This window comes from Paucibacter sp. KBW04 (assembly GCF_003852425.1).
Taxonomy (GTDB): domain Bacteria; phylum Pseudomonadota; class Gammaproteobacteria; order Burkholderiales; family Burkholderiaceae_C; genus Paucibacter_A.
The window spans coordinates 1-19,224 of record NZ_QAJN01000008.1; the positions used below are offsets into that span (position 1 = coordinate 1).

Here is a 19,224-nt window from a genome sequence, read left to right on the forward strand (position 1 = left end):
GCCCCTGCCCCTGCCCCTGCTCCTGCTCCTACTCCTGCACCTGCGCCATCTCCAGCACCTTCGCCCGCCCCGGTTTGCAGCGGCAACAGCTGGCTGACCCCCACCTACGATGTCTACAGCACGGCCAGCGCCACCGGCACGGCGACCGTGGCGAACTTTTACGGCAACAGCAGCACGGCGCCAACGCAGTGCATTGCGCTTGGCAGTACCTTGCAGGTCACGACCAGCGATGGCTTCAACCAGGTGTTGAACTGGGCCGACCCGGTTGCCAACAACGCCACCACCGTCGGCACCATGCTGAACAACCGAAACCTTTTGTTCACCTGCCGCAGCGGTAGCCACAACACCAACCATCTGGCGCTGCGCTCGGACACGGGCGCGGCGGTGTTCAAGGGCAGTGCGGCACGCTTGATGCTCGGCACGGCCTTCGCTTTCAGCTCGCTGGAATGCGGTGCAAGCGGTACGAGCATGCTGCGAGGTGCGACCACGGTGGCTGTTGCTGCCGACCTTTCATCGGCAACGATCACAGACACCACGAGCAACCCGGCCTCGGTGACGACGTTCAACGCCGAACAAATTGACGCTCTGTTCAGCCCTAACGGGCTGGTCACCGGCAACGGCAAGACCCTGCGCTGGGTACTTTATGTGGTGCCGGTGAGCTCGGGCCTCACCAAGCAGGTCATCGTTCACACCGCCGTACAAAGCGATGGCAGCATCAATGTGCTCTCGTTCCTGCAGCCCTGATCGACCATGAAAAAAGCCTCCGCATGCGGAGGCTTTTTGTTGGTGAGCGGCAGGCCTTAGTTCTGCACGCCCAGCTGCTTGTTGATCATCCACTGCTGAGCGATGGACAAGATGTTGTTGGTCAGCCAGTACAGCACCAGGCCGGACGGGAAGACGAAGAACATAAAGCTGAAGGCCAGGGGCATGAACCACATCATCTTGGCTTGCATGGGGTCGGGCGACTTGGGGCCCAGCGCCACTTGCAGCAAGCTCGACAGCGTCATCAAGATAGGCAGGATGAAGTACGGGTCCTTGGCCGACAGGTCGGTGATCCAACCCAGCCAAGGCGCGCCACGCATTTCAACCGTGGACAGCAGCACCCAGTACAAGCCCATGAAGAAAGGCATCTGCAGGAAGATGGGCAGGCAACCACCGATGGGGTTGACCTTCTCCTCGCGGTAGATGCGCATCATCTCTTGCTGCATCTCTTGCGGTTTGTCCTTCAGGCGCTCACGCATGGCCTGAATCTTGGGGCCCACGGCCTTCATCTTGGCCATGCTGCGGTAGGCACTGGCGTTCAACCAGTAGAACGCGGCCTTCAGCAAGACGACCAGGGCGATGATGGACCACCCCCAGTTGCCCAGATAGCTGTGCAGCTTCTCCAGCAGCCAGAACAGGGGCTTGGCCAGGATGGCGAAGATGCCGTAGTCCTTCACCAGTTCCAGGCCGGGGGCCAGGGCGGAGAGCTTCTTTTCTTCTTGCGGGCCAACGAAGAGTTGGTCATCGCGGATCTGCGTGGCACCGGGCGCCAGCACGGGCTGAGTGAAAACCATGCCGACGGCGTACTGATCAGGCACGGCGCCAGCAACCTTTTTGACGAAGAACTCGCGATGGCCGGCTTCGTTGTGCAACCAAGCACTGGCGAAGTAATGCTGGACCATGGCAACCCAGCCGTTATTGGCCGTCTTGTCGATCTCAACCTTGCCCTTGTCGATGTCCTTGAACTCGACCTTGTGGAACTTGCTGTTCTCGTTATAGACCGCCGGGCCGGTGAAGGTGCCGGTGAAGCTCGAGCCCTGCGGGCCGGCCACGCCATCGCGCACCAGCTGCACATAGACCTGTGGGGTTACCGGGGTGGTGCCGGCGTTCACCAGTTCATGGCGCACACCGACCACATAGTCACCGCGCTTGAAGGTGAAGGTCTTGACCAGCTTGACGCCGCCCACCACGGGCGACTCCATGCGCACCGTCAGCTCATTCATACCGGCCTTGAGCTCGCGCTCGCCGGGCAGCACCGTCATCAAGGTGTTGTGAGTGGGCAGTTGCTCACCCTGCGAGCCCAGCAAACCCGATTGAGCCTTGTAGCTCTTGCCCGCGGCGTCCAGCAGCACGATGGGCTTGGGCACGATGACGGGCTTTTGCTTCAGGCCCACGGCTTGCAGCAGCGGGTCGAACAGGCCGGGTTCCGGCACGTCCAGATAGCTCAGCAGCTCCACGCGGCTGACATCGCCACCCAGGGTTTCCAGCGTGACGTTCAAGACATCGGTCTTGATGTGCACCTTCTCGCTGCCCAGCACTGCAGGCGCGGCGGCCGGCGTGGGCACAGCGCCCGGCACGGCGGCAGGCGTCGGCACGCCCGTGGCGCCATTGCCCGAAGCGGCCGTGGCGACGGCCTTGGGCGCTGCGGGGCTGAACATGGACGGTTGCCCATTGTGCTTTTGCCAACCGTCCCAGAGCAGGACGAGGGACATGGTGAACACCACCCACAGCACGGTGCGGCGTATATCAGTCATGGGGAAGCTTCTGGTTGAGAGGGAGGGATGGGCTTGGTGGACGGCACCGGCTTGCTCAAACCTAGCTGGCTGAACAGGCGCGGCGCATGCTCGGGCACGCCATCATGGCCGCCCGCGCAAAAAGGGTTGCAGCGCAGGATTCTGTACGCTGCCAGATAAGTACCCGCAGCAGCACCGTGGCGTTCGAGCGCTTCGATCGCGTAGATGGAGCAGGTGGGGGTGAAGCGGCAGGACGCGCCCAGCCAGGGGCTCAGCATCAGCCGATAGCCGCGCACCAGACCAATCAGCAGGCGCTGGGCCAGGCCGAGGGGGGCGGGTACGGTGGGGTCGGGACTGCTGCTGCTCATCATCTTCGGTGTCGAATGCTGAGGAGGGGGGCGGCTCAGGGCTTGCTGCGGCTGTTCAGCACACGGCTGACCAGCTGCATGAGCTCGTCGCGCGCAGCGGCGCGCAGCGCCTCGGACGAGGCGCTGGGAAATAGCTTGCGATCAAAAGGCGAACGCAGGCGCACCACCCAGAGGCCGGGTGGCAGAGAAGGCTGCTGGTCGAAAGCCGCACGGATTTGTCGCTTCAGCAGAGAACGCGTGACCGAGCGTTTGGCATGCCGTTTCGGCACCACCACGCCCAGCCAACAAGCATCGGGCGGCAACTCATCCACAGGGCTGTGGACTTGTTGTGCGTCACCTGTTGATAACTCACGCTCGGCTGTGGATAAAACCTTGGCAGGCATCGAGGGCCGAGCGGACAAGTGATGCACAGCAAAGTGATTGCTGCGCGCACGGCTGGGACGACCCAGCACGCGTTCAAAGTCGGCCGATCGCACGATACGGCCGATCACAGGGCGAGTGCCTGGGCTCAGACAGCCAGACGCTTGCGGCCCTTGGCGCGGCGCGCGGCGATGACAGCGCGGCCGCCGCGGGTCTTCATGCGGACGAGGAAGCCGTGGGTGCGGGCGCGACGGGTCTTGGAAGCTTGATAAGTGCGTTTCATGATGGAGGCCTCTTGAGAAGGTCTAAGGACGTCGGATGACGCTTTAGCGGTTATTGGCGATGAATCGCCGGATGCAAAAAGTCAGATGCTGCCGGATGCAACAAGCTTTGCGCTCTGCGTCGCACTTGGCTGGCCTTGGGCCGATGGGCCCGACGAAGCCTTCACCGAGGTGAAAACTCCACAAGCCCACAGGCTTCAAAACAAGCCGGGTACTTCGCGCCAGAGCACTGCCAATGCGTTTGCAAGCAGCACTTACGAAGCCTGAGACCGAAATCTTGTTCACGCCTGTGAACAAGTCCTGCAATCCATCAAGTTTCGCGAGCACTACGTGGGTGGGTCTGCCCTGAGCTCACGACTGCAACAAAAACCGGATCGGCGAATCAAATGGGACTCAGCTTGAATCTCCACCCACCTTGCCTGGCACCCGGCCTCTGCGCTGCTCGCAAGCTCCTGCCTCTCTTTGCCGCAAGCACAAGCCAAGGCAATTCAAAACAAGACGAGCATTCCCCCTCCGCTTCATCCAGCGTCCGGAAAACCCGCGATTACACCAAATCTTTCGCCTCGGGTCAATGCCCGTGGCTTATCCCCAGGGGATTGCCCGGGATTGACCGGCTCGAAAATTCTGTGGATAACCTTGGTTTGGCTGGCCTTGAACCCGTACAATCCGGCCGCTCTAGAACAAGTTTTCCACAATGAGCGCAGACATGCTTGGCGCAGACCTTTGGCAACGCGGATGTGAGCGTTTGGCCACCGAGCTGCCCGAACAACAATTCAATACCTGGATTCGTCCCTTGCCGCCGGCCGTGGTTGCCGATGGTGTGGGTATCGATGCACTGGTCTTCTCCTTGCGCGTGCCCAACCGCTTCAAGCTGGACTGGATTCGCAACCAGTACGCCGGCCGCATCGAGTCCATCCTGACCGAACTCGCCGGCAAGCCCGCCCGCCTGGAGCTGGCCCTGGCCGCCCGCGAACCCATGGCCCGCCCAATCGCGGCGCCCAGCCATCAGCCCATGGCTGTCGGCCAGATCCTGCACAACGGCCTGCGGCCCGTCACCCAGCCGGCGGTGCAAACTGCCGTGCAACCCGCCGTGCAGTTGGCGGCCAATGCCGCCTCGCATCTGAACCTGACTCGCAGCCCCAAGACTCCGGGTCAGCCGCTTGCACAGGCCGCTCAGCCCCAGGCAACGGGCTCGCAGCAGAACTTCGGCCAGATGGTTCAGCCGCCTCAGGGGCGGCAGCTGCAGCCCGCGCAGCCGCAAAGCCCGCCGCAGAATCTGCCCCAGAACCTGCCGCCCAGTGCCAGCCGCCACCGCATCAATAGCGCGCTGACCTTTGACAACCTCGTCCCTGGCCGCGCCAACCAGATGGCCCGCACCGCCGCCCTGCATGTGGCCGGCGCCCCCGGCCAGATGTACAACCCGCTGTTCATCTACGGCGGCGTGGGCCTGGGCAAGACCCATTTGATCCACGCCGTGGGCAATGCCTTGCTGCGGGACAAGCCAGACGCCCGGGTGCTTTATCTGCACGCCGAGCAGTTCATCTCCGACGTGGTGAAGAACTACCAGCGCAAGACCTTTGACGAGCTCAAGGCCAAGTACCACTCGCTGGATCTGCTGCTGATCGACGATGTGCAGTTCTTCGCCGGCAAGGAGCGCACGCAGGAGGAGTTCTTCAACGCCTTCGAGGCCTTGCTGGCCAAGCGCGCCCACATCATCATGACCAGCGACACCTATCCCAAGGGCCTGGCCGATATCGATGAACGCCTGACCAGCCGCTTCGACGCCGGCCTGACGGTGGCCATCGAGCCGCCCGAGCTGGAGATGCGGGTGGCGATTCTGATCAAGAAGGCCGAGGCCGAGCAGACGCCCATGCCCGAGGACGTGGCCTTCTTCATCGCCAAAAACGTGCGCGCCAATGTGCGCGAACTGGAAGGCGCCCTGCGCAAGGTGCTGGCCTACAGCCGCTTCTCGCACAAGGAAATCAATATCCAGCTGGCGCGCGAGGCGCTGAAAGACCTGCTGTCCATCCAGAACCGCCAGGTCTCGGTGGAGAACATCCAGAAGACGGTGGCCGACTTCTACAAGATCAAGATCGCCGATATGTACAGCAAGAAGCGCCCGGCCAGCATCGCCCGGCCTCGCCAGATTGCCATGTACCTGGCCAAGGAAATGACGCAAAAAAGCCTGCCCGAGATCGGCGAGTTGTTTGGCGGCCGCGACCACACCACCGTGCTGCACGCCGTGCGCAAGATCGGTGGCGAGCGCCAGAAGAACACCGAGCTAAACCAGCAATTGCACGTGTTGGAGCAGACGCTCAAGGGCTGAGGCCCGCAAGCGTGCGTGGGGCGGACGAGCCGCCCAAGCGCTCGCCCCCAGCCCAAAGAACACAAACGGTGCAAAGACTAAGGTTTACAGCGGTCAGAAACAGCTGATATCTAGGTCAAAATGCTGGAGTACGGTGCCGCTGTATCAATCAGGCGCCGTGCGCGTCCAGCCGCCGAATAGAACGAGTGAAGAGAAAAGAGGTTTGACATGATTGTGTTGAAAGCCACCCAGGACAAGGTTCTTGCCGCCTTGCAGGCCGTTGCCGGCATTGTTGAGCGGCGTCACACCTTGCCTATCCTGGCCAATGTGCTGATACGCAAGTCCGGCAGCTCGCTGGAGTTGACCACCAGCGACCTGGAAATCCAGGTCCGCACCACCGCAGAGCTGGGCGGCGACGCCGGCGACTTCACCACCACGGTGGGCGCCCGCAAGCTGATCGACATCCTGCGCTCCATGCCCTCGGACCAGACCGTCTCGCTGACCGTCAACGGCTCCAAGCTGAATCTGCAGGGCGGCAAGAGCCGCTTCACCCTGCAGACCCTGCCCTCGGACGACTTCCCCCTGGTGCAAGAAGCGGCCGACTTCGGCCCCGCCTTCAGCGTGCCGCAGAAGACGCTCAAGAGCCTGATCAACCAGGTGCACTTCTCGATGGCAGTGCATGACATCCGCTACTACCTGAACGGCATCCTGTTCGTGGCCGAAGGCAAGAGCCTGACCCTGGTCGCCACCGACGGCCACCGCCTGGCCCTGGCCTCGGCCGAGCTGGAAACCGAGATCCCCAAGCAAGAAGTCATCCTGCCCCGCAAGACCGTGCTGGAGCTGATGCGCTTGCTCAAAGACGGCAAGGGCGAGGAAGAAAACCAGCCCATCGAGATGCGCTTTGCCGGCAACCAGGCCAAGTTCAGCTTCTCGGGCATGGAGTTCGTCACCAAGCTGGTCGAGGGCAAGTTCCCCGACTACAACCGCGTGATCCCCAAGAACCACAAGTTCAATGTGACCCTGGGCCGCACGACGCTGCTGTCCTCGCTGCAGCGCGCCGCCATCCTGACCAGCGAGAAGTTCAAGGCCGTGCGCCTGAGCTTCGAGCCCGGCCTGCTCTCCATCGCCTCCAGCAATGCCGAGCAGGAAGAGGCCAAGGAAGAGATCGAAATCGACTACGGCGGCGACCTGATCGAGACCGGCTTCAACGTGACCTATCTGATGGATGTGTTGCAAAACATGAGCCAGGACATGGTCAGCATCGACCTGAACGACAGCTCGGCCAGTGCCCTGATCACCATCCCCGAGCAAAGCGGCTTCAAGTACGTCGTGATGCCGATGCGGATCTGATCCCAGCTAAGAAATGACCCAAGCGGGCTAGCGGTTCATGGAACCCGGCCCGCTTCAGTGCTTTTAAAGGCAGCCGCCAAATGGTGCCTGCCGGTGTGAGAGAGAGTCCCAGATGACAGATGTTCCTAGCAATGAGCAAGCACCCAGCGGTGCCAACGCCAACGGTTTGAACGAAGCGCAACAAGCCGCCGTCACGGCGGAAGCGTCCTCCGGCGCGGTCTACGGCGCCGATTCCATCCAGATCCTGGAAGGCCTGGAAGCCGTGCGCAAGCGCCCCGGCATGTATATCGGCGACACCTCGGACGGCACCGGTCTGCACCATCTGGTCTTCGAAGTGGTGGACAACTCCATCGACGAATCCCTGGCCGGCCATTGCGACGACATCGTCGTCACCATCCACACCGACAACTCCATCAGCGTCAGCGACAACGGCCGGGGCATCCCCACCGACGTCAAGATGGACGACAAGCACGAGCCCAAGCGCAGTGCCGCCGAAATCGCACTGACCGAGCTGCACGCTGGCGGCAAGTTCAACCAGAACAGCTACAAGGTCTCGGGCGGCCTGCACGGCGTGGGCGTGTCCTGCGTGAACGCGCTGTCCAAGCACCTGCGCCTCACCGTGCGCCGCGAAGGCAAGATCCACCAGATCGAGTTCAAGAAGGGCTTCCCGCAGGACCGCTTGCTGGAGATGCGTGACGGCTTTGAAGTCAGCCCGATGAAGATCGTTGGCGACACCGACAAGCGCGGCACCGAAGTCCACTTCCTGCCCGACGACGAGATCTTCACCAACGTCGATTTCCACTACGAAATCCTGGCCAAGCGTCTGCGCGAGCTGAGCTTCCTGAACAACGGCGTGAAGATCCGCCTGGTCGACGAGCGCAATAACAAGGAAGACAACTTCGCGTATGCGGGCGGCGTGAAGGGCTTTGTTGAGTTCATCAACAAGGGCAAGAACACCCTGCACCCCACCATCTTCCACGCCCAAGGCGACAAGATCAGCGAGCAAGGCACCAATGTTGGCGTCGAGGTCTCGATGCAGTGGAACGAGAGCTATAACGAGAACGTGCTCTGCTTCACTAACAACATCCCTCAGCGGGATGGCGGTACCCACCTGACCGGCCTGCGCGCCGCCATGACCCGGGTGCTGAACAAATACATCGTCGACAACGATCTGGCCAAGAAGGCCAAGGTCGAGGTGGCCGGTGACGATATGCGCGAAGGCCTGGCCTGCGTGGTCTCCGTCAAGGTGCCCGAGCCCAAGTTCAGCTCGCAGACCAAGGACAAGCTGGTCTCCAGCGAAGTGCGCGCCCCGGTGGAAGACATCGTCGGCCGCCTGCTGACCGACTTCTTGCTCGAGAACCCCATCGACGCCAAGATGATCTGCGGCAAGATCCTGGACGCCGCCCGCGCCCGTGAAGCCGCCCGCAAGGCCCGTGAAATGACCCGCCGCAAGGGCGTGCTGGACGGCATGGGCCTGCCCGGCAAACTGGCCGACTGCCAGGAAAAAGACCCGGCCCTGTGCGAGATCTACATCGTCGAGGGCGACTCCGCCGGTGGTTCCGCCAAGCAAGGGCGCGATCGCAAGTTCCAGGCCATCCTGCCTCTGCGCGGCAAGATCCTGAACGTCGAGAAAGCGCGTTATGAAAAGCTGCTGACCAGCAATGAAATCATCACGCTGATCACGGCCCTGGGCACCGGCATTGGCCGCGGCGCCGGCAGCGACGACTTCAACCCCGACAAGCTCCGCTACCACCGCATCATCATCATGACCGACGCGGACGTTGACGGCGCCCACATCCGCACCCTGCTCCTGACCTTCTTCTACCGCCAGATGCCCGAGCTCTGCGAGCGCGGCCACATCTACATCGCCCAGCCGCCGCTGTACAAGGTCAAGGTCGGCAAGCATGAGCAATACCTGAAAGACGGCGTCGAGCTGGACGCCTTCTTGCTCAAGATCGCCCTGCAAGACGCTCATCTGCACACCGGCATTGGCGATGCCGTGCTGAGCGGCGAGGCCCTCGAAGCCCTGGCCCGCCAATACGTGCTGGCCGAAAGCGTGATCACCCGCCTGTCCAACTGGATGGACTTTGAAGCCCTGCGCGTGCTCGCCAGCGGCCTGGCCATCAATCTGGACAACAAGGAGTCCGCCGAGGCCGCCGCCACCGCCATGCAGGCCGCCCTGCACGAGGCGATCGTCACAAGCGAATACGACGCCCGCAGCGACAAGCTGCTGCTGCGCATCAGCCGCAAGCAGCACGGCAACACCCGCTCCTCCATCATCAATGCCGACTTCTGCCACAGCGCCGACTACGAAGTGCTGGCCGGTGCCGGCGTCACCTTCAAGGGCCTGATCGGCGAGAAGGCGATCGTCCGCAAGGGCGAGGGCGAGAAAGCCAAGGAAAGCAAGGTCGCCGACTTCCGCTCCGCCATGGACTGGCTGATGACCCAAGCCGAAAACGCCGTCGGCCGCCAGCGCTACAAGGGTCTGGGCGAAATGAACCCCAGCCAGCTCTGGGAAACCACCATGGACCCGACAGTCCGCCGCCTGCTGCGCGTGCAAATCGACGACGCCATCGAAGCCGACCGCGTGTTCACCATGCTGATGGGCGACGAGGTGGAGCCGCGCCGCGACTTCATTGAGACGAATGCGTTGAGGGCGGGGAATATCGACGTTTGAGATGCGGTGGGGGCCGTAAAGCTGCCAGGAAAGAAGAGATGGAGCGCTTCGTCACTCCAAACAGCCCAAAGGTGGCGCCATGAGCGCATTCGCCTCATCTCCCTATCCTGCAAGGCCCGCCGCTGACGCTTCATACCAAGAGCTTCTCGCCGAACTGCAAGCGGCCATCGGCCCCTTGCAGGCTTTGCACCAACAAGCCATTGAGGCCCTGGCACCCAAAGTGCTAGCGCTTGTACGCGCAGGCAGCCGCGATGCCGCGCAGATAGAACGCGCGCTAGATCAACTGTTGGACCACGCAGGCCATCCCGAGGGCCTGGCCCTGTTCAAAACCCTCTGCCGCTACTACTGGCCCTTAGACCCACAGGCCACCACGAGCTATGTGCAGGCCTACCGCGAGATGTGGGAGGGCGATGACAAGAACGATTCCGAGGAGGTGGCGCCGTGACTCGCAAATCAGCCAAGACCAAGACCCTCGACATCCAGGGCACCCGCGTGGCCATGGTGTCGTCGCCGCAAGGCGACTACATCTCGCTGACCGACATGCTGCGCGCCAAAGACGGTGAATTCTTCATCTCAGACTGGCTACGCAACCGCAACACGGTGGAGTTTCTGGGCATCTGGGAGTCGATTTATAACCCCGCGTTCAATTACGGCGAATTCGCCACAATTAGAAGTCAGGCCGGGCTCAACAGCTACAAGATCAGCGTCAAAGAGTGGGTGGAGAAGACCGGAGCCATCGGCCTCAAGGCCACGGCAGGCCGCTACGGCGGCACCTACGCTCACCCCGACATTGCCTTTGAATTCGGCATGTGGATCAGCCCCGAATTCAAGATCTATTTGGTCAAGGAGTTCCGCCGCCTCAAGGAGGATGAGAACAACCGCCTCCAGTTGGGTTGGAACCTGCAGCGCACGCTTTCCAAGATCAACTACCGAATCCACACCGACGCGATCAAAGACACCCTGATCCCGCCCACCATCACCAAGGCGCAGGCCAGCCAGGTGTACGCCAGCGAGGCCGACCTGCTGAATATGGCGCTCTTCGGTCAAACCGCCAAACAGTGGCAAGACGCTCACCCAGACACAGACGGCAACCAGCGCGACCACGCCACGCTGGAACAACTGGTGGTGCTGACCAATCTGGAAAGCCTCAACGCCGTTTTCATCCGCCAAGGCCTCTTAGCCCCGGAACGCCTGCACAAACTCAATGACATCGCCATCACGCAAATGCGCAGTTTGCTGACTGATCACAACATCAAAAAGCTGGCGTCTTGAAGAACGGAAAAACCAAGTCTTGGCGCCAAGAGTACGAGTCATGGCAATAGCCCTCTTGGACTCTTTACGGCGGGCTCTTCCAAGAGAGATGGATAAGAGTGGCTGCCGAGCCCAAATGCTCTCCTCATCAGCCATCGACCCCTGCGGCGACCGCAAGCGCCAACAACGATGGATTGATTGATAAAACCCACACGACCGGATTCCCCCAATGCCCTTGACCCTGCCCCAACTGGAGCGCCACCTCTTCAAAGCCGCCGACATCCTGCGCGGCAAGATGGACGCCTCTGAATTCAAGGAATACATCTTCGGGATGCTGTTCCTCAAGCGCTGTTCCGACGTGTTCGAGCAGCGTCGCGCCGAAGTGATTCAGCTTGAAATTGAATCCGGCAAGACGCCTGCTGAAGCCGAGGCCTCGGCCGAGAACAAGCGCTGGTACAAAAAAGATGGCTACTTCTGGGTGCCCAAAGAGTCGCGCTACAGCTACCTCGTCAACAACTCGCGACAAGCCAACGTCGGGAGCCTGCTGAGCAAGGCCTTGGCAGGCATTGAGGGCGACAACGTCAGCCTCTACGACGTGCTAGAGCACATCGACTTCACCCGCAAAATCGGCCAAAGCAAGATCCCCGACATCAAGCTGCAGCAGCTCATCACCCACTTCAGCCTGCACCGCCTGCGCAATGAAGACTTCGAGTTCCCCGACTTGCTGGGCGCCGCCTACGAATACCTGATTGGCGAATTTGCCGACTCGGCCGGCAAGAAAGGGGGCGAGTTCTACACGCCACGCTCGGTGGTGCGGATGATGGTGCGCCTGCTCAAGCCCGAGCTCAAACACGACATTTACGACCCCTGCTGCGGCTCTGGCGGCATGCTGATCGCCGCCAAGGAATACATCGACGAGCACGGCGAGGACGGTCGCAAGGCCAACCTGTTTGGCCAGGAGTTCAACGGCACGGTCTGGTCCATCGCCAAGATGAATATGCTGCTGCACGGCATCAGCACGGCCAATCTGCAAAACGAAGACACCCTGGCCGAGCCCCAGCACGTCGAGGGGGGCGAGCTGATGCACTTTGACCGCGTGCTCACCAACCCACCCTTCTCCATCGCTTGGGGCAACACCGAAGTGGATGCCGACGGCACGCCTGCCTGGAAGCCCAAGTTCCCCGAGCGCTTTCCCTACCAGGTGCCCCTGGGTGCCAAGAAGGCGGACCTGATGTTCCTGCAGCACATGGTCCATGTGACGCGCGACGGCGGCATGATCGCCACCGTCATGCCCCACGGCGTGCTGTTTCGGGGGGGCGATGAAGGCGACATTCGCGCGGCACTGGTGGAGCAGGACCTGCTGGAGGCCGTCATCGGCGTGGCGCCCAATCTGTTTTACGGCACAGGCATCCCAGCCTGTGTGCTGGTTTTGCGACAACAGGTCGCCAATGGCGCCAACCGCGTCAGCGGCAAGCCTGCCGAGCGCCAGGGCAAGGTGTTGTTCATCAACGCCGACCGCGAGTACTTTGAAGGCCGCGCCCAGAACTACCTGCTGCCCGAGCACATCGAAAAAATCGTCAACACCTTCGACGAGTTCCGCGCCATCGACGGCTTCTCAGCCATCGTCGACAAGGCCACGCTCAAAGCCAACGGCTACAACCTCAACATCCGCCGCTACGCCGACAACGCACCACCACCCGAGCCGCACGATGTGCGGGCCCACCTGGTGGGCGGCATCCCCAAGGCCGAGGTGGCTGACAAGGCCAAGCTGTTCAGCGCCCATGGCTTGAACCCACTGGACCTGCTGGTGGAGCGTGACGCCAAGTATTTCGACTTCGCGCCCGCCCTGGCCACACGGCAATCACTCAAGCCCGCCATCGAAGGCAATGCCGGGATCAATGCCAAAGAAGCCGCCATCCGCGCCGCCTTCGAGCAATGGTGGCAGGCCCACAGCGCCCGCATCACGGCGCTCTCGGGCCAGATGCAACAAGGCGAGGACAAGGCCTCCAGCCTGGTGGCCCTGCGCGCTGACCTGCTGCAAAGCTTCAGCCAAAGCCTGGAAGCCATAGGCCTGCTCGACCCCTTCCAGGTGCGCGGCATCGTGGCGGGTTTTTGGTACCAAACCAAGTATGAATTCCTAACCCTGCAGGCACGCGGCGCCAAGGGCGTGGCCGATGCCTGGCGCACCAGCATCGTCACCGCGCTGGAAGACAAGGCCAGCAAAGAAAGCCCGCTGGAGCACAAGCTGGTCAAGTTCCTGATGAGCGATTTCGTCGAAGCCATCACCGAGCTGGAAGCCAAAAAGGCCGAGCTGGACAGCCAAATCAAAGCCGCCAGCCCCAAAGAGGCCGAGGGCGAAGAAGGTGAAGCCGCCGAGGTGGCAGCGGACGAAGGCGACGACGAGAACGCCGTGGACGAAGCCCAGCTCAAGGCCTGGAAGAAGGAACTGGCCGCCGTCAAAAAGCAGCTCAAGGCCAAGCACGACAGCTTCAAACAGCACATCGATGCCGCAGTGGATGGCCTGAGCCCTGAGGCCTCTGCCGACTTGCTGCTGACCATTCTGCACAACGACATGAAGGCCATCGTCGAGCGCTACATCGCCGCCCAGCGCAAGCAGATCGTGGCGGCGTTTGAGACCTGGTGGGACAAGTACCGCGTGACGCTGACCGAGATTGAGGGCAAGCGGGATGAGGCGGCCAAGGCGCTGCAGGGTTTTTTGAAGGGGTTGCGGTATGTCTGAAGCAATGTGCACCGCCTCCCTAGGACAGAACATTAAGGTGCTGTCAGGGTTCGCTTTTCCCTCAGAAGGATTTAATCAACTCGTTGGCTTACCCCTGATAAGAATCCGTGACCTCGCGTCCTCAGACACGGAGGTTCGATTTAAGGGTAGGTATGACCCCACCTACCTGATTAAAAAGGGCGATGTTCTCATTGGGATGGACGGAGATTTCGAGGTCCATCGCTGGACTGGAGAAATCGCTCTATTGAATCAGCGTGTATGCAAGGTTGAGGCAGCTACGCGAGAGCTCGATCAGCGGTTCCTTTATTGGTATCTCAAGCCCAGAGTTGCAGAGATCCACAGGCGCACACCACAAACCACCGTTCGCCATCTTTCAGCGAGCGACCTCTACCTCATTCCGATGCCGCCAATCAGCGCAGACGAACAGGCAGCAGTTTCCCAAGTTCTTGACACCCTCGACACCGCCATCCACGAAACCGAGGCGATCATCGCCAAGCTCAAGGCCGTGAAGCAGGGCTTGCTGCACGATCTGCTGACGCGCGGCATCGCAGCCAACGGCGAACTGCGCCCGCCCCAGGCCGAGGCTCCGCATCTCTACAAGGAGTCGCCGCTGGGGTGGATTCCGAAGGAGTGGGAAGTCGAGTCGGTCACCAAGGTGTGCTCTGATGTAGTCGATTGCCCTCACTCAACGCCGAATTACCAAGACCAAGGTGTGTTGGTTGCCAGAACCATGCACATCAAGGACGGGATATTCCTTGAAACGCTGGCTTCGCGAGTTTCTGAGCGCCAGTACCAAGATCGAATTGCTAGGCTCGAACCGCAGGCAGGTGACGTGATCTTCACGCGTGAAGCACCAGTTGGCGAGGCGTTCGTCATACCTTTGGGTATGAGAATTTGCCTCGGACAACGAGTGATGTTGCTAAGACCAAAGAACGGTCGACTGGTTGCGCAGTACCTGCTTGCTCAAATCTACTCAGGTGCTGTCAAGGATCGGATTGCAACGCTGACCTCAGGGACAACAAATCCGCACCTCAACGTCTCGGAGGCAAAGGAATTCGAGATTCCGCTGCCGCCATTCGCTGAACAGCAAGAAATTGCAAAGCGCCTGAACGAGCACGAATCACGTCTTCAATCGGAAATTAGCGAGCAAAAGAAGCACTTACTCTTGAAATCCGGCCTCATGGACGACCTCCTAACCGGCCGCGTCCGCGTCACACCACTGCTGGCCGAGGCCGCACTAGAACAGGGGAGCGCCTGATGGGCTGGGAACTCGAAGACGTTGAAAAGCCCTTTGTCGCCCAGTTGCAGGCCCTGGGTTGGGCACATATCGAAGGCAGCCTTGACGACCCGGCGGTGACCGGCCGCAGCGGCTTTGCCGAGGTGATTCAAGAGCGGCTGCTGCGCGAACAGCTGCTTGCGCTGAACCCTGGGCCCGATGGCGCGCCCTGGCTGGACGAGGCGCGGCTGGATGAGGCCGTGGCGGCCATCACCCGGCTGGGCACGCACAGGCTGATGGAGGCCAACGAGAAGGCCACCGCCTTGCTGACCCGGGGCCTGACGGTGGACGGCCTGCCCGGCTGGCACGGCGGGCGCGGGCAGACCATACGCTTCATCGACTGGGACAAGCCGGCCAACAACCGCTTCACCGTGGTCAACCAATACCGTGTGGATTGCCCGCCAGGCTTCAACAGCGCCAAAGCTTTCATCGTGCCTGACCTGGTGCTGCTGGTGAATGGCATTCCGCTGGTGGTGGTGGAGTGCAAGAGCCCCTCGGTGCCCGAGCCGCTGGCCGAGGCCGTGGACCAACTGCGGCGCTACAGCAACCAACGCAAGGCAGCGTTTGAGGTGGATGACAACGAGGGCAACGAGCCTTTGTTTGCCACCAACCAGTTGCTGGTGGCCACCAGCTTTGACGAAGCCCGCGTGGGCTGCGTGGGCGCGGCTTTTGAGCACTACGCCCAGTGGAAAACGGTGGTCGGCCCCGATGGCACGGGCAGCGAAATCGAGGTGGCGCAGGCGCTGGGTAAGGCGGTGTTGTCTGAGCAAGAGCGCCTCATCTCTGGGCTGCTGACGCCCGCGCATTTGCTGGATGTGCTGCAGAACTTCATGCTCTTCATGCAGGCGGGCGGCCAGACCATCAAGACGGTGTGCCGCTACCAGCAGTACCGCGCCGTGAACCGGGCGATTGCGCGCATGAAGGCCGGCCAGACGCGGCTGCAGCATGGCGAGCACGATCAGCGCGGCGGCATCATCTGGCACACCCAGGGCTCGGGCAAGAGCCTGACCATGGTGTTCCTGGTGCGCAAGATGCGCGCGGATGCTGGGCTGCGGCGCTTCAAGGTCATCGTCGTGACCGACCGCAAGGACCTGCAGGGGCAGTTGTCCCTGACCGCCACGTTGACCGGCGAGGTGGTGGAGGTGGCCGAGAGCGCCAGCGGCGTGAAGGCCCTGGCGCGGCGCAAGGGGCCGGGGCTGATTTTTGCCACCATCCAGAAATACCGTGACCCGGATACCGCCGGGGATGCCCCGCTGACGGCGGATGATCTGCCCAAGGCGGAAGAGCCAAAGGCAAGCTACAAAACCGACGAAAAATTTGAGGTGCTGAACGAGGACGACAGCATCCTCGTGCTGGTGGACGAGGCGCACCGCACGCAGGCGGGCGACCTGCACGCGAACCTGATGGCGGGCCTGCCCAACTGCGCGCGCATAGGCTTTACCGGCACGCCCATCATCATGGGCGACAAGAAGCGCACCCATGAGATTTTTGGCGAGTTCATCGACCGCTACACCATCAAGGAAGCCGAGGCCGATGGTGCGACCGTGCCGGTGCTCTACGAGGGCCGCACGGCCAACGGTGCCATCAAGGACGGCGCCAGCCTGGACGAGTTGTTTGAAGACCTGTTCCGCCAGCACTCGAAAGAAGAGCTGGAAGCGATCAAGAAGAAGTACGCCACCAAAGGCCATATCTTTGACGCCCCGGCGCTGATTGCCGACAAGGCGCGCGACATGCTGCGCCACTATGTGAGCCACATCCTGCCCAATGGCTACAAGGCGCAGGTGGTGGCTTACAGCCGCTTGGCAGCGATTCGTTACTTCGAGGCCTTGCGCGCGGCCCGTGATGAACTGCTGGCCGAGGCCCATGCCCTCTCGCCCGAGGACAAGGCCTTGGATGACGAGGCGCTGTGCCAACGGCCTGCGGGCGTGCAGGCGGTGGTGCAGGCCTGGCGCTACCGCGAGACGCTGGCACGCATCGAGTTCGCGCCCATCATCTCGGGCAGCAACAACGATGACCCGGCATGGAAGCCCTGGACCGACGGCGCTGCGCATGAGCAGTTGATCAAGCGCTTCAAAAAGCCTTTGTTCCATGCCAAGCCCGAGAAGACCGACGCGCTGGCCTTTTTGGTGGTGAAGTCGATGTTGCTCACCGGCTTTGATGCGCCGATTGAAGGGGTGATGTACCTCGACCGGCCCATCCGCGAGGCGGAGTTGCTGCAGGCGATTGCCCGCGTCAACCGTACCGGCTTTGGCAAGCGCTGCGGCATCGTGGTGGACTATTACGGGGTGGCCCAGCACTTGAAGGAGGCGCTGGCGGCGTATGCCGATGAGGACGTGGCAGGTGCGCTGGCCAGTCTGAAGGACGAGGTGCCGGTGCTGCGCGACCGGCATCTGCGCGTGGTGGATGTGTTCCGCCAGCGTGGCATCGATCAGCTCTCGGACACCGAAGCCTGTGTTGAGGCCTTGGGCAACGAGAAGCTGCGTGCTGAATTCGCGGTCAAGCTCAAGGCCTTTTTGGGCTCACTGGACACGGTGCTGCCTCGGCCTGAGGGCTTGCCCTACACCCAGGACGCCAAGAAGCTCGCCTACATCTACGCCCGCGCCCGCAACCGCTACAAGGACACACCGGTACTGGGCAAGGATGTCGGCGCCAAGGTGCGCAAGCTGATCGACGACCATGTGATCTCGCTGGGCATTGACCCCAAGATCCCGCCGATTCAGCTGACCGACGCCCAGTTCGATTCGCAGGTGGCCCGCGCCGCAAATGACCGCGCCAAGGCTTCCGAAATGGAGCACGCCATTCGCTCCCACATCCGCAAGCACACCGACGAAGACCCGGTGCTGTACCGCAAGCTCTCAGAACATCTGAACGACATCCTCAAAACGCTGGGCGAAAAGTGGGACGAGGTGATCGCGCAGCTGCAAAAGATCATCGACGAACTGCGCACGGGCAAGGCCGGCAGTGCCGATGCACCCAGCGACCTGCCCGAGCATTGCGCGCCCTTTCTGCGCACCGTGCTGGATGTGGTGTGTGCGGGCCAAGCGCCCACGGGGGCCGAGTTGATGCGGCTGAAGGATGTGACGGTGGAACTGGTGGACCTGCTGGTGCAGGAGCTGCAAGGCAATCGTGACATCTGGAGCCCGTATAAGCGCGCGGCGCAGGAAGACCTGAATACCCAATTGTTCGAGCATTTGATGCGCTTGCGGCCACCCTTGGTGGATACCGACAAGGCGGGCGTGCTGGCCGACAAATTGATGGAACAAGCGCGCGCCAGTCACGACAAGTTGGTGCAGGTCTAAGGCCATGCAGGAGTCGCGGAAGTCACCCCATCGCAGCGCGGAGGCGCCAGCGTCAGAAGTTTGTATCGAAGTGGACGATCTGCACCTCACGATTCGACGCAGTGCGCAGCGCCGAACCATGCAGATCACGGTGGAGCGAACGGGGGAGCTGATCCTGAGCGCACCGCCCGAGGTGGGGGTCGACCGACTCCGCGACTTCGTCAGCGAGAAGCGCTTTTGGATTTACACCAAGCTGGCCGAGAAAGGCCAGTTGCAGCGCAAGGTCCCGCGCAAGCAGTTCGTTAGCGGAGAGGCCTTTCTGTACCTGGGGCGCAGCCATCGCCTCAAGTGGGTGGATGAGCAAGACCTGCCCCTCAAACTGGTGAACGGCCGCTTTGCGCTGCGCCGCGATGCGCAGGCAGGTGCACGGGAGCACTTCATTCGCTGGTACAGCGAAAGGGCTCGCGTTAGGCTGTCAGGCCGTGTGGCCGACTACCAGTCACGCATGGAGGTGACTCCGGCGGGCGTGAGGGTGCAGGACCTCGGGTACCGCTGGGGCTCATGCGGCAAGGGGGACTGGCTGTACTTCCACTGGAAGACCATCTTGCTGCCCGCCCGCATCGCGGAATATGTGGTGGTGCACGAGATCGCCCATCTGCACGAGCCGCACCACACGCCTGCGTTCTGGCTGCGCGTTGAGCGCGCGATGCCCGACTATGCGCAGCGTAGGGCCTGGCTGGCGGAACACGGAATTGATGTTGAGGGGATTTGAAAAAACATGGCGGACAACTTCACCTGTGAGTATTTCAAGCCGCTGAACCGATGGAAGGGGCAGCGGCGAGA

At 61.8% G+C, this 19,224-nt stretch carries 13 protein-coding genes and 1 pseudogene; 10 read left to right on the forward strand and 4 right to left on the reverse strand.

Annotated features, from left to right (window positions below; translation table 11 throughout):
- Positions 1–744 (forward strand): annotated as a pseudogene (locus DBR47_RS25350) (hypothetical protein); the annotation flags it as partial.
- Between the two features lie 56 nt (positions 745–800).
- Here the strand turns inward: DBR47_RS25350 and yidC are convergent.
- The 4 genes from yidC to rpmH all read right to left on the reverse strand — a co-directional run bounded on the left by yidC (position 801) and on the right by rpmH (position 3,506).
- Positions 801–2,516 carry a membrane protein insertase YidC gene (gene yidC / locus DBR47_RS09800; RefSeq protein WP_124449466.1) on the reverse strand — a complete coding sequence of 572 codons (1,716 nt, stop codon included), beginning with the start codon at positions 2,514–2,516 and terminating at the stop codon, positions 801–803.
- On the reverse strand, positions 2,513–2,818 hold the full coding sequence (yidD, locus tag DBR47_RS09805; protein WP_231512255.1) for a membrane protein insertion efficiency factor YidD: 306 nt from the start codon (positions 2,816–2,818) through the stop codon (positions 2,513–2,515). The genes yidC and yidD overlap by 4 nt, the downstream gene beginning before the upstream one ends.
- Positions 2,819–2,898: 80 nt before the next feature.
- Complete coding sequence (locus tag DBR47_RS09810; protein WP_197046973.1) at positions 2,899–3,354, reverse strand: ribonuclease P protein component; 456 nt, start codon at positions 3,352–3,354, stop codon at positions 2,899–2,901.
- Positions 3,355–3,371: 17 nt separating this feature from the next.
- On the reverse strand, positions 3,372–3,506 hold the full coding sequence (gene rpmH / locus DBR47_RS09815; RefSeq protein ID WP_054021782.1) for a 50S ribosomal protein L34: 135 nt from the start codon (positions 3,504–3,506) through the stop codon (positions 3,372–3,374).
- Positions 3,507–4,210: 704 nt separating this feature from the next.
- On the opposite strand from rpmH, the gene dnaA reads away from it, so the two are divergent.
- The 9 genes from dnaA to DBR47_RS09860 all read left to right on the forward strand — a co-directional run bounded on the left by dnaA (position 4,211) and on the right by DBR47_RS09860 (position 19,153).
- On the forward strand, positions 4,211–5,830 hold the full coding sequence (gene dnaA, locus DBR47_RS09820) for a chromosomal replication initiator protein DnaA (protein WP_124450045.1): 1,620 nt from the start codon (positions 4,211–4,213) through the stop codon (positions 5,828–5,830).
- A 207-nt stretch (positions 5,831–6,037) separates the two neighbouring features.
- Positions 6,038–7,159, forward strand: coding sequence for a DNA polymerase III subunit beta (gene dnaN / locus DBR47_RS09825; protein WP_124449472.1), 1,122 nt, complete (start codon positions 6,038–6,040; stop codon positions 7,157–7,159).
- Between the two features lie 112 nt (positions 7,160–7,271).
- On the forward strand, positions 7,272–9,836 hold the full coding sequence (gene gyrB / locus DBR47_RS09830) for a DNA topoisomerase (ATP-hydrolyzing) subunit B (RefSeq protein WP_124449474.1): 2,565 nt from the start codon (positions 7,272–7,274) through the stop codon (positions 9,834–9,836).
- A 79-nt stretch (positions 9,837–9,915) separates the two neighbouring features.
- Positions 9,916–10,281: a hypothetical protein gene (locus DBR47_RS09835; protein ID WP_124449476.1), complete on the forward strand. Its 366-nt coding sequence runs from the start codon at positions 9,916–9,918 to the stop codon at positions 10,279–10,281.
- Between the two features lie 53 nt (positions 10,282–10,334).
- A complete protein-coding gene (locus DBR47_RS09840) occupies positions 10,335–11,108 on the forward strand; it encodes a KilA-N domain-containing protein (RefSeq protein WP_124450047.1) in 774 nt (257 codons plus the stop codon).
- Positions 11,109–11,316: 208 nt separating this feature from the next.
- Positions 11,317–13,827 carry a class I SAM-dependent DNA methyltransferase gene (locus DBR47_RS09845; protein WP_124449478.1) on the forward strand — a complete coding sequence of 837 codons (2,511 nt, stop codon included), beginning with the start codon at positions 11,317–11,319 and terminating at the stop codon, positions 13,825–13,827.
- Complete coding sequence (locus tag DBR47_RS09850) at positions 13,820–15,085, forward strand: restriction endonuclease subunit S (protein WP_124449480.1); 1,266 nt, start codon at positions 13,820–13,822, stop codon at positions 15,083–15,085. Before DBR47_RS09845 ends, DBR47_RS09850 begins: the two co-directional genes overlap by 8 nt.
- Positions 15,085–18,402: a type I restriction endonuclease subunit R gene (locus DBR47_RS09855; RefSeq protein WP_124449482.1), complete on the forward strand. Its 3,318-nt coding sequence runs from the start codon at positions 15,085–15,087 to the stop codon at positions 18,400–18,402. Before DBR47_RS09850 ends, DBR47_RS09855 begins: the two co-directional genes overlap by 1 nt.
- Positions 18,403–18,472: 70 nt before the next feature.
- Positions 18,473–19,153, forward strand: a complete 681-nt coding sequence (locus DBR47_RS09860; protein WP_231512228.1) for a M48 family metallopeptidase — start codon at positions 18,473–18,475, stop codon at positions 19,151–19,153.
- Positions 19,154–19,224: the final 71 nt, after the last annotated feature.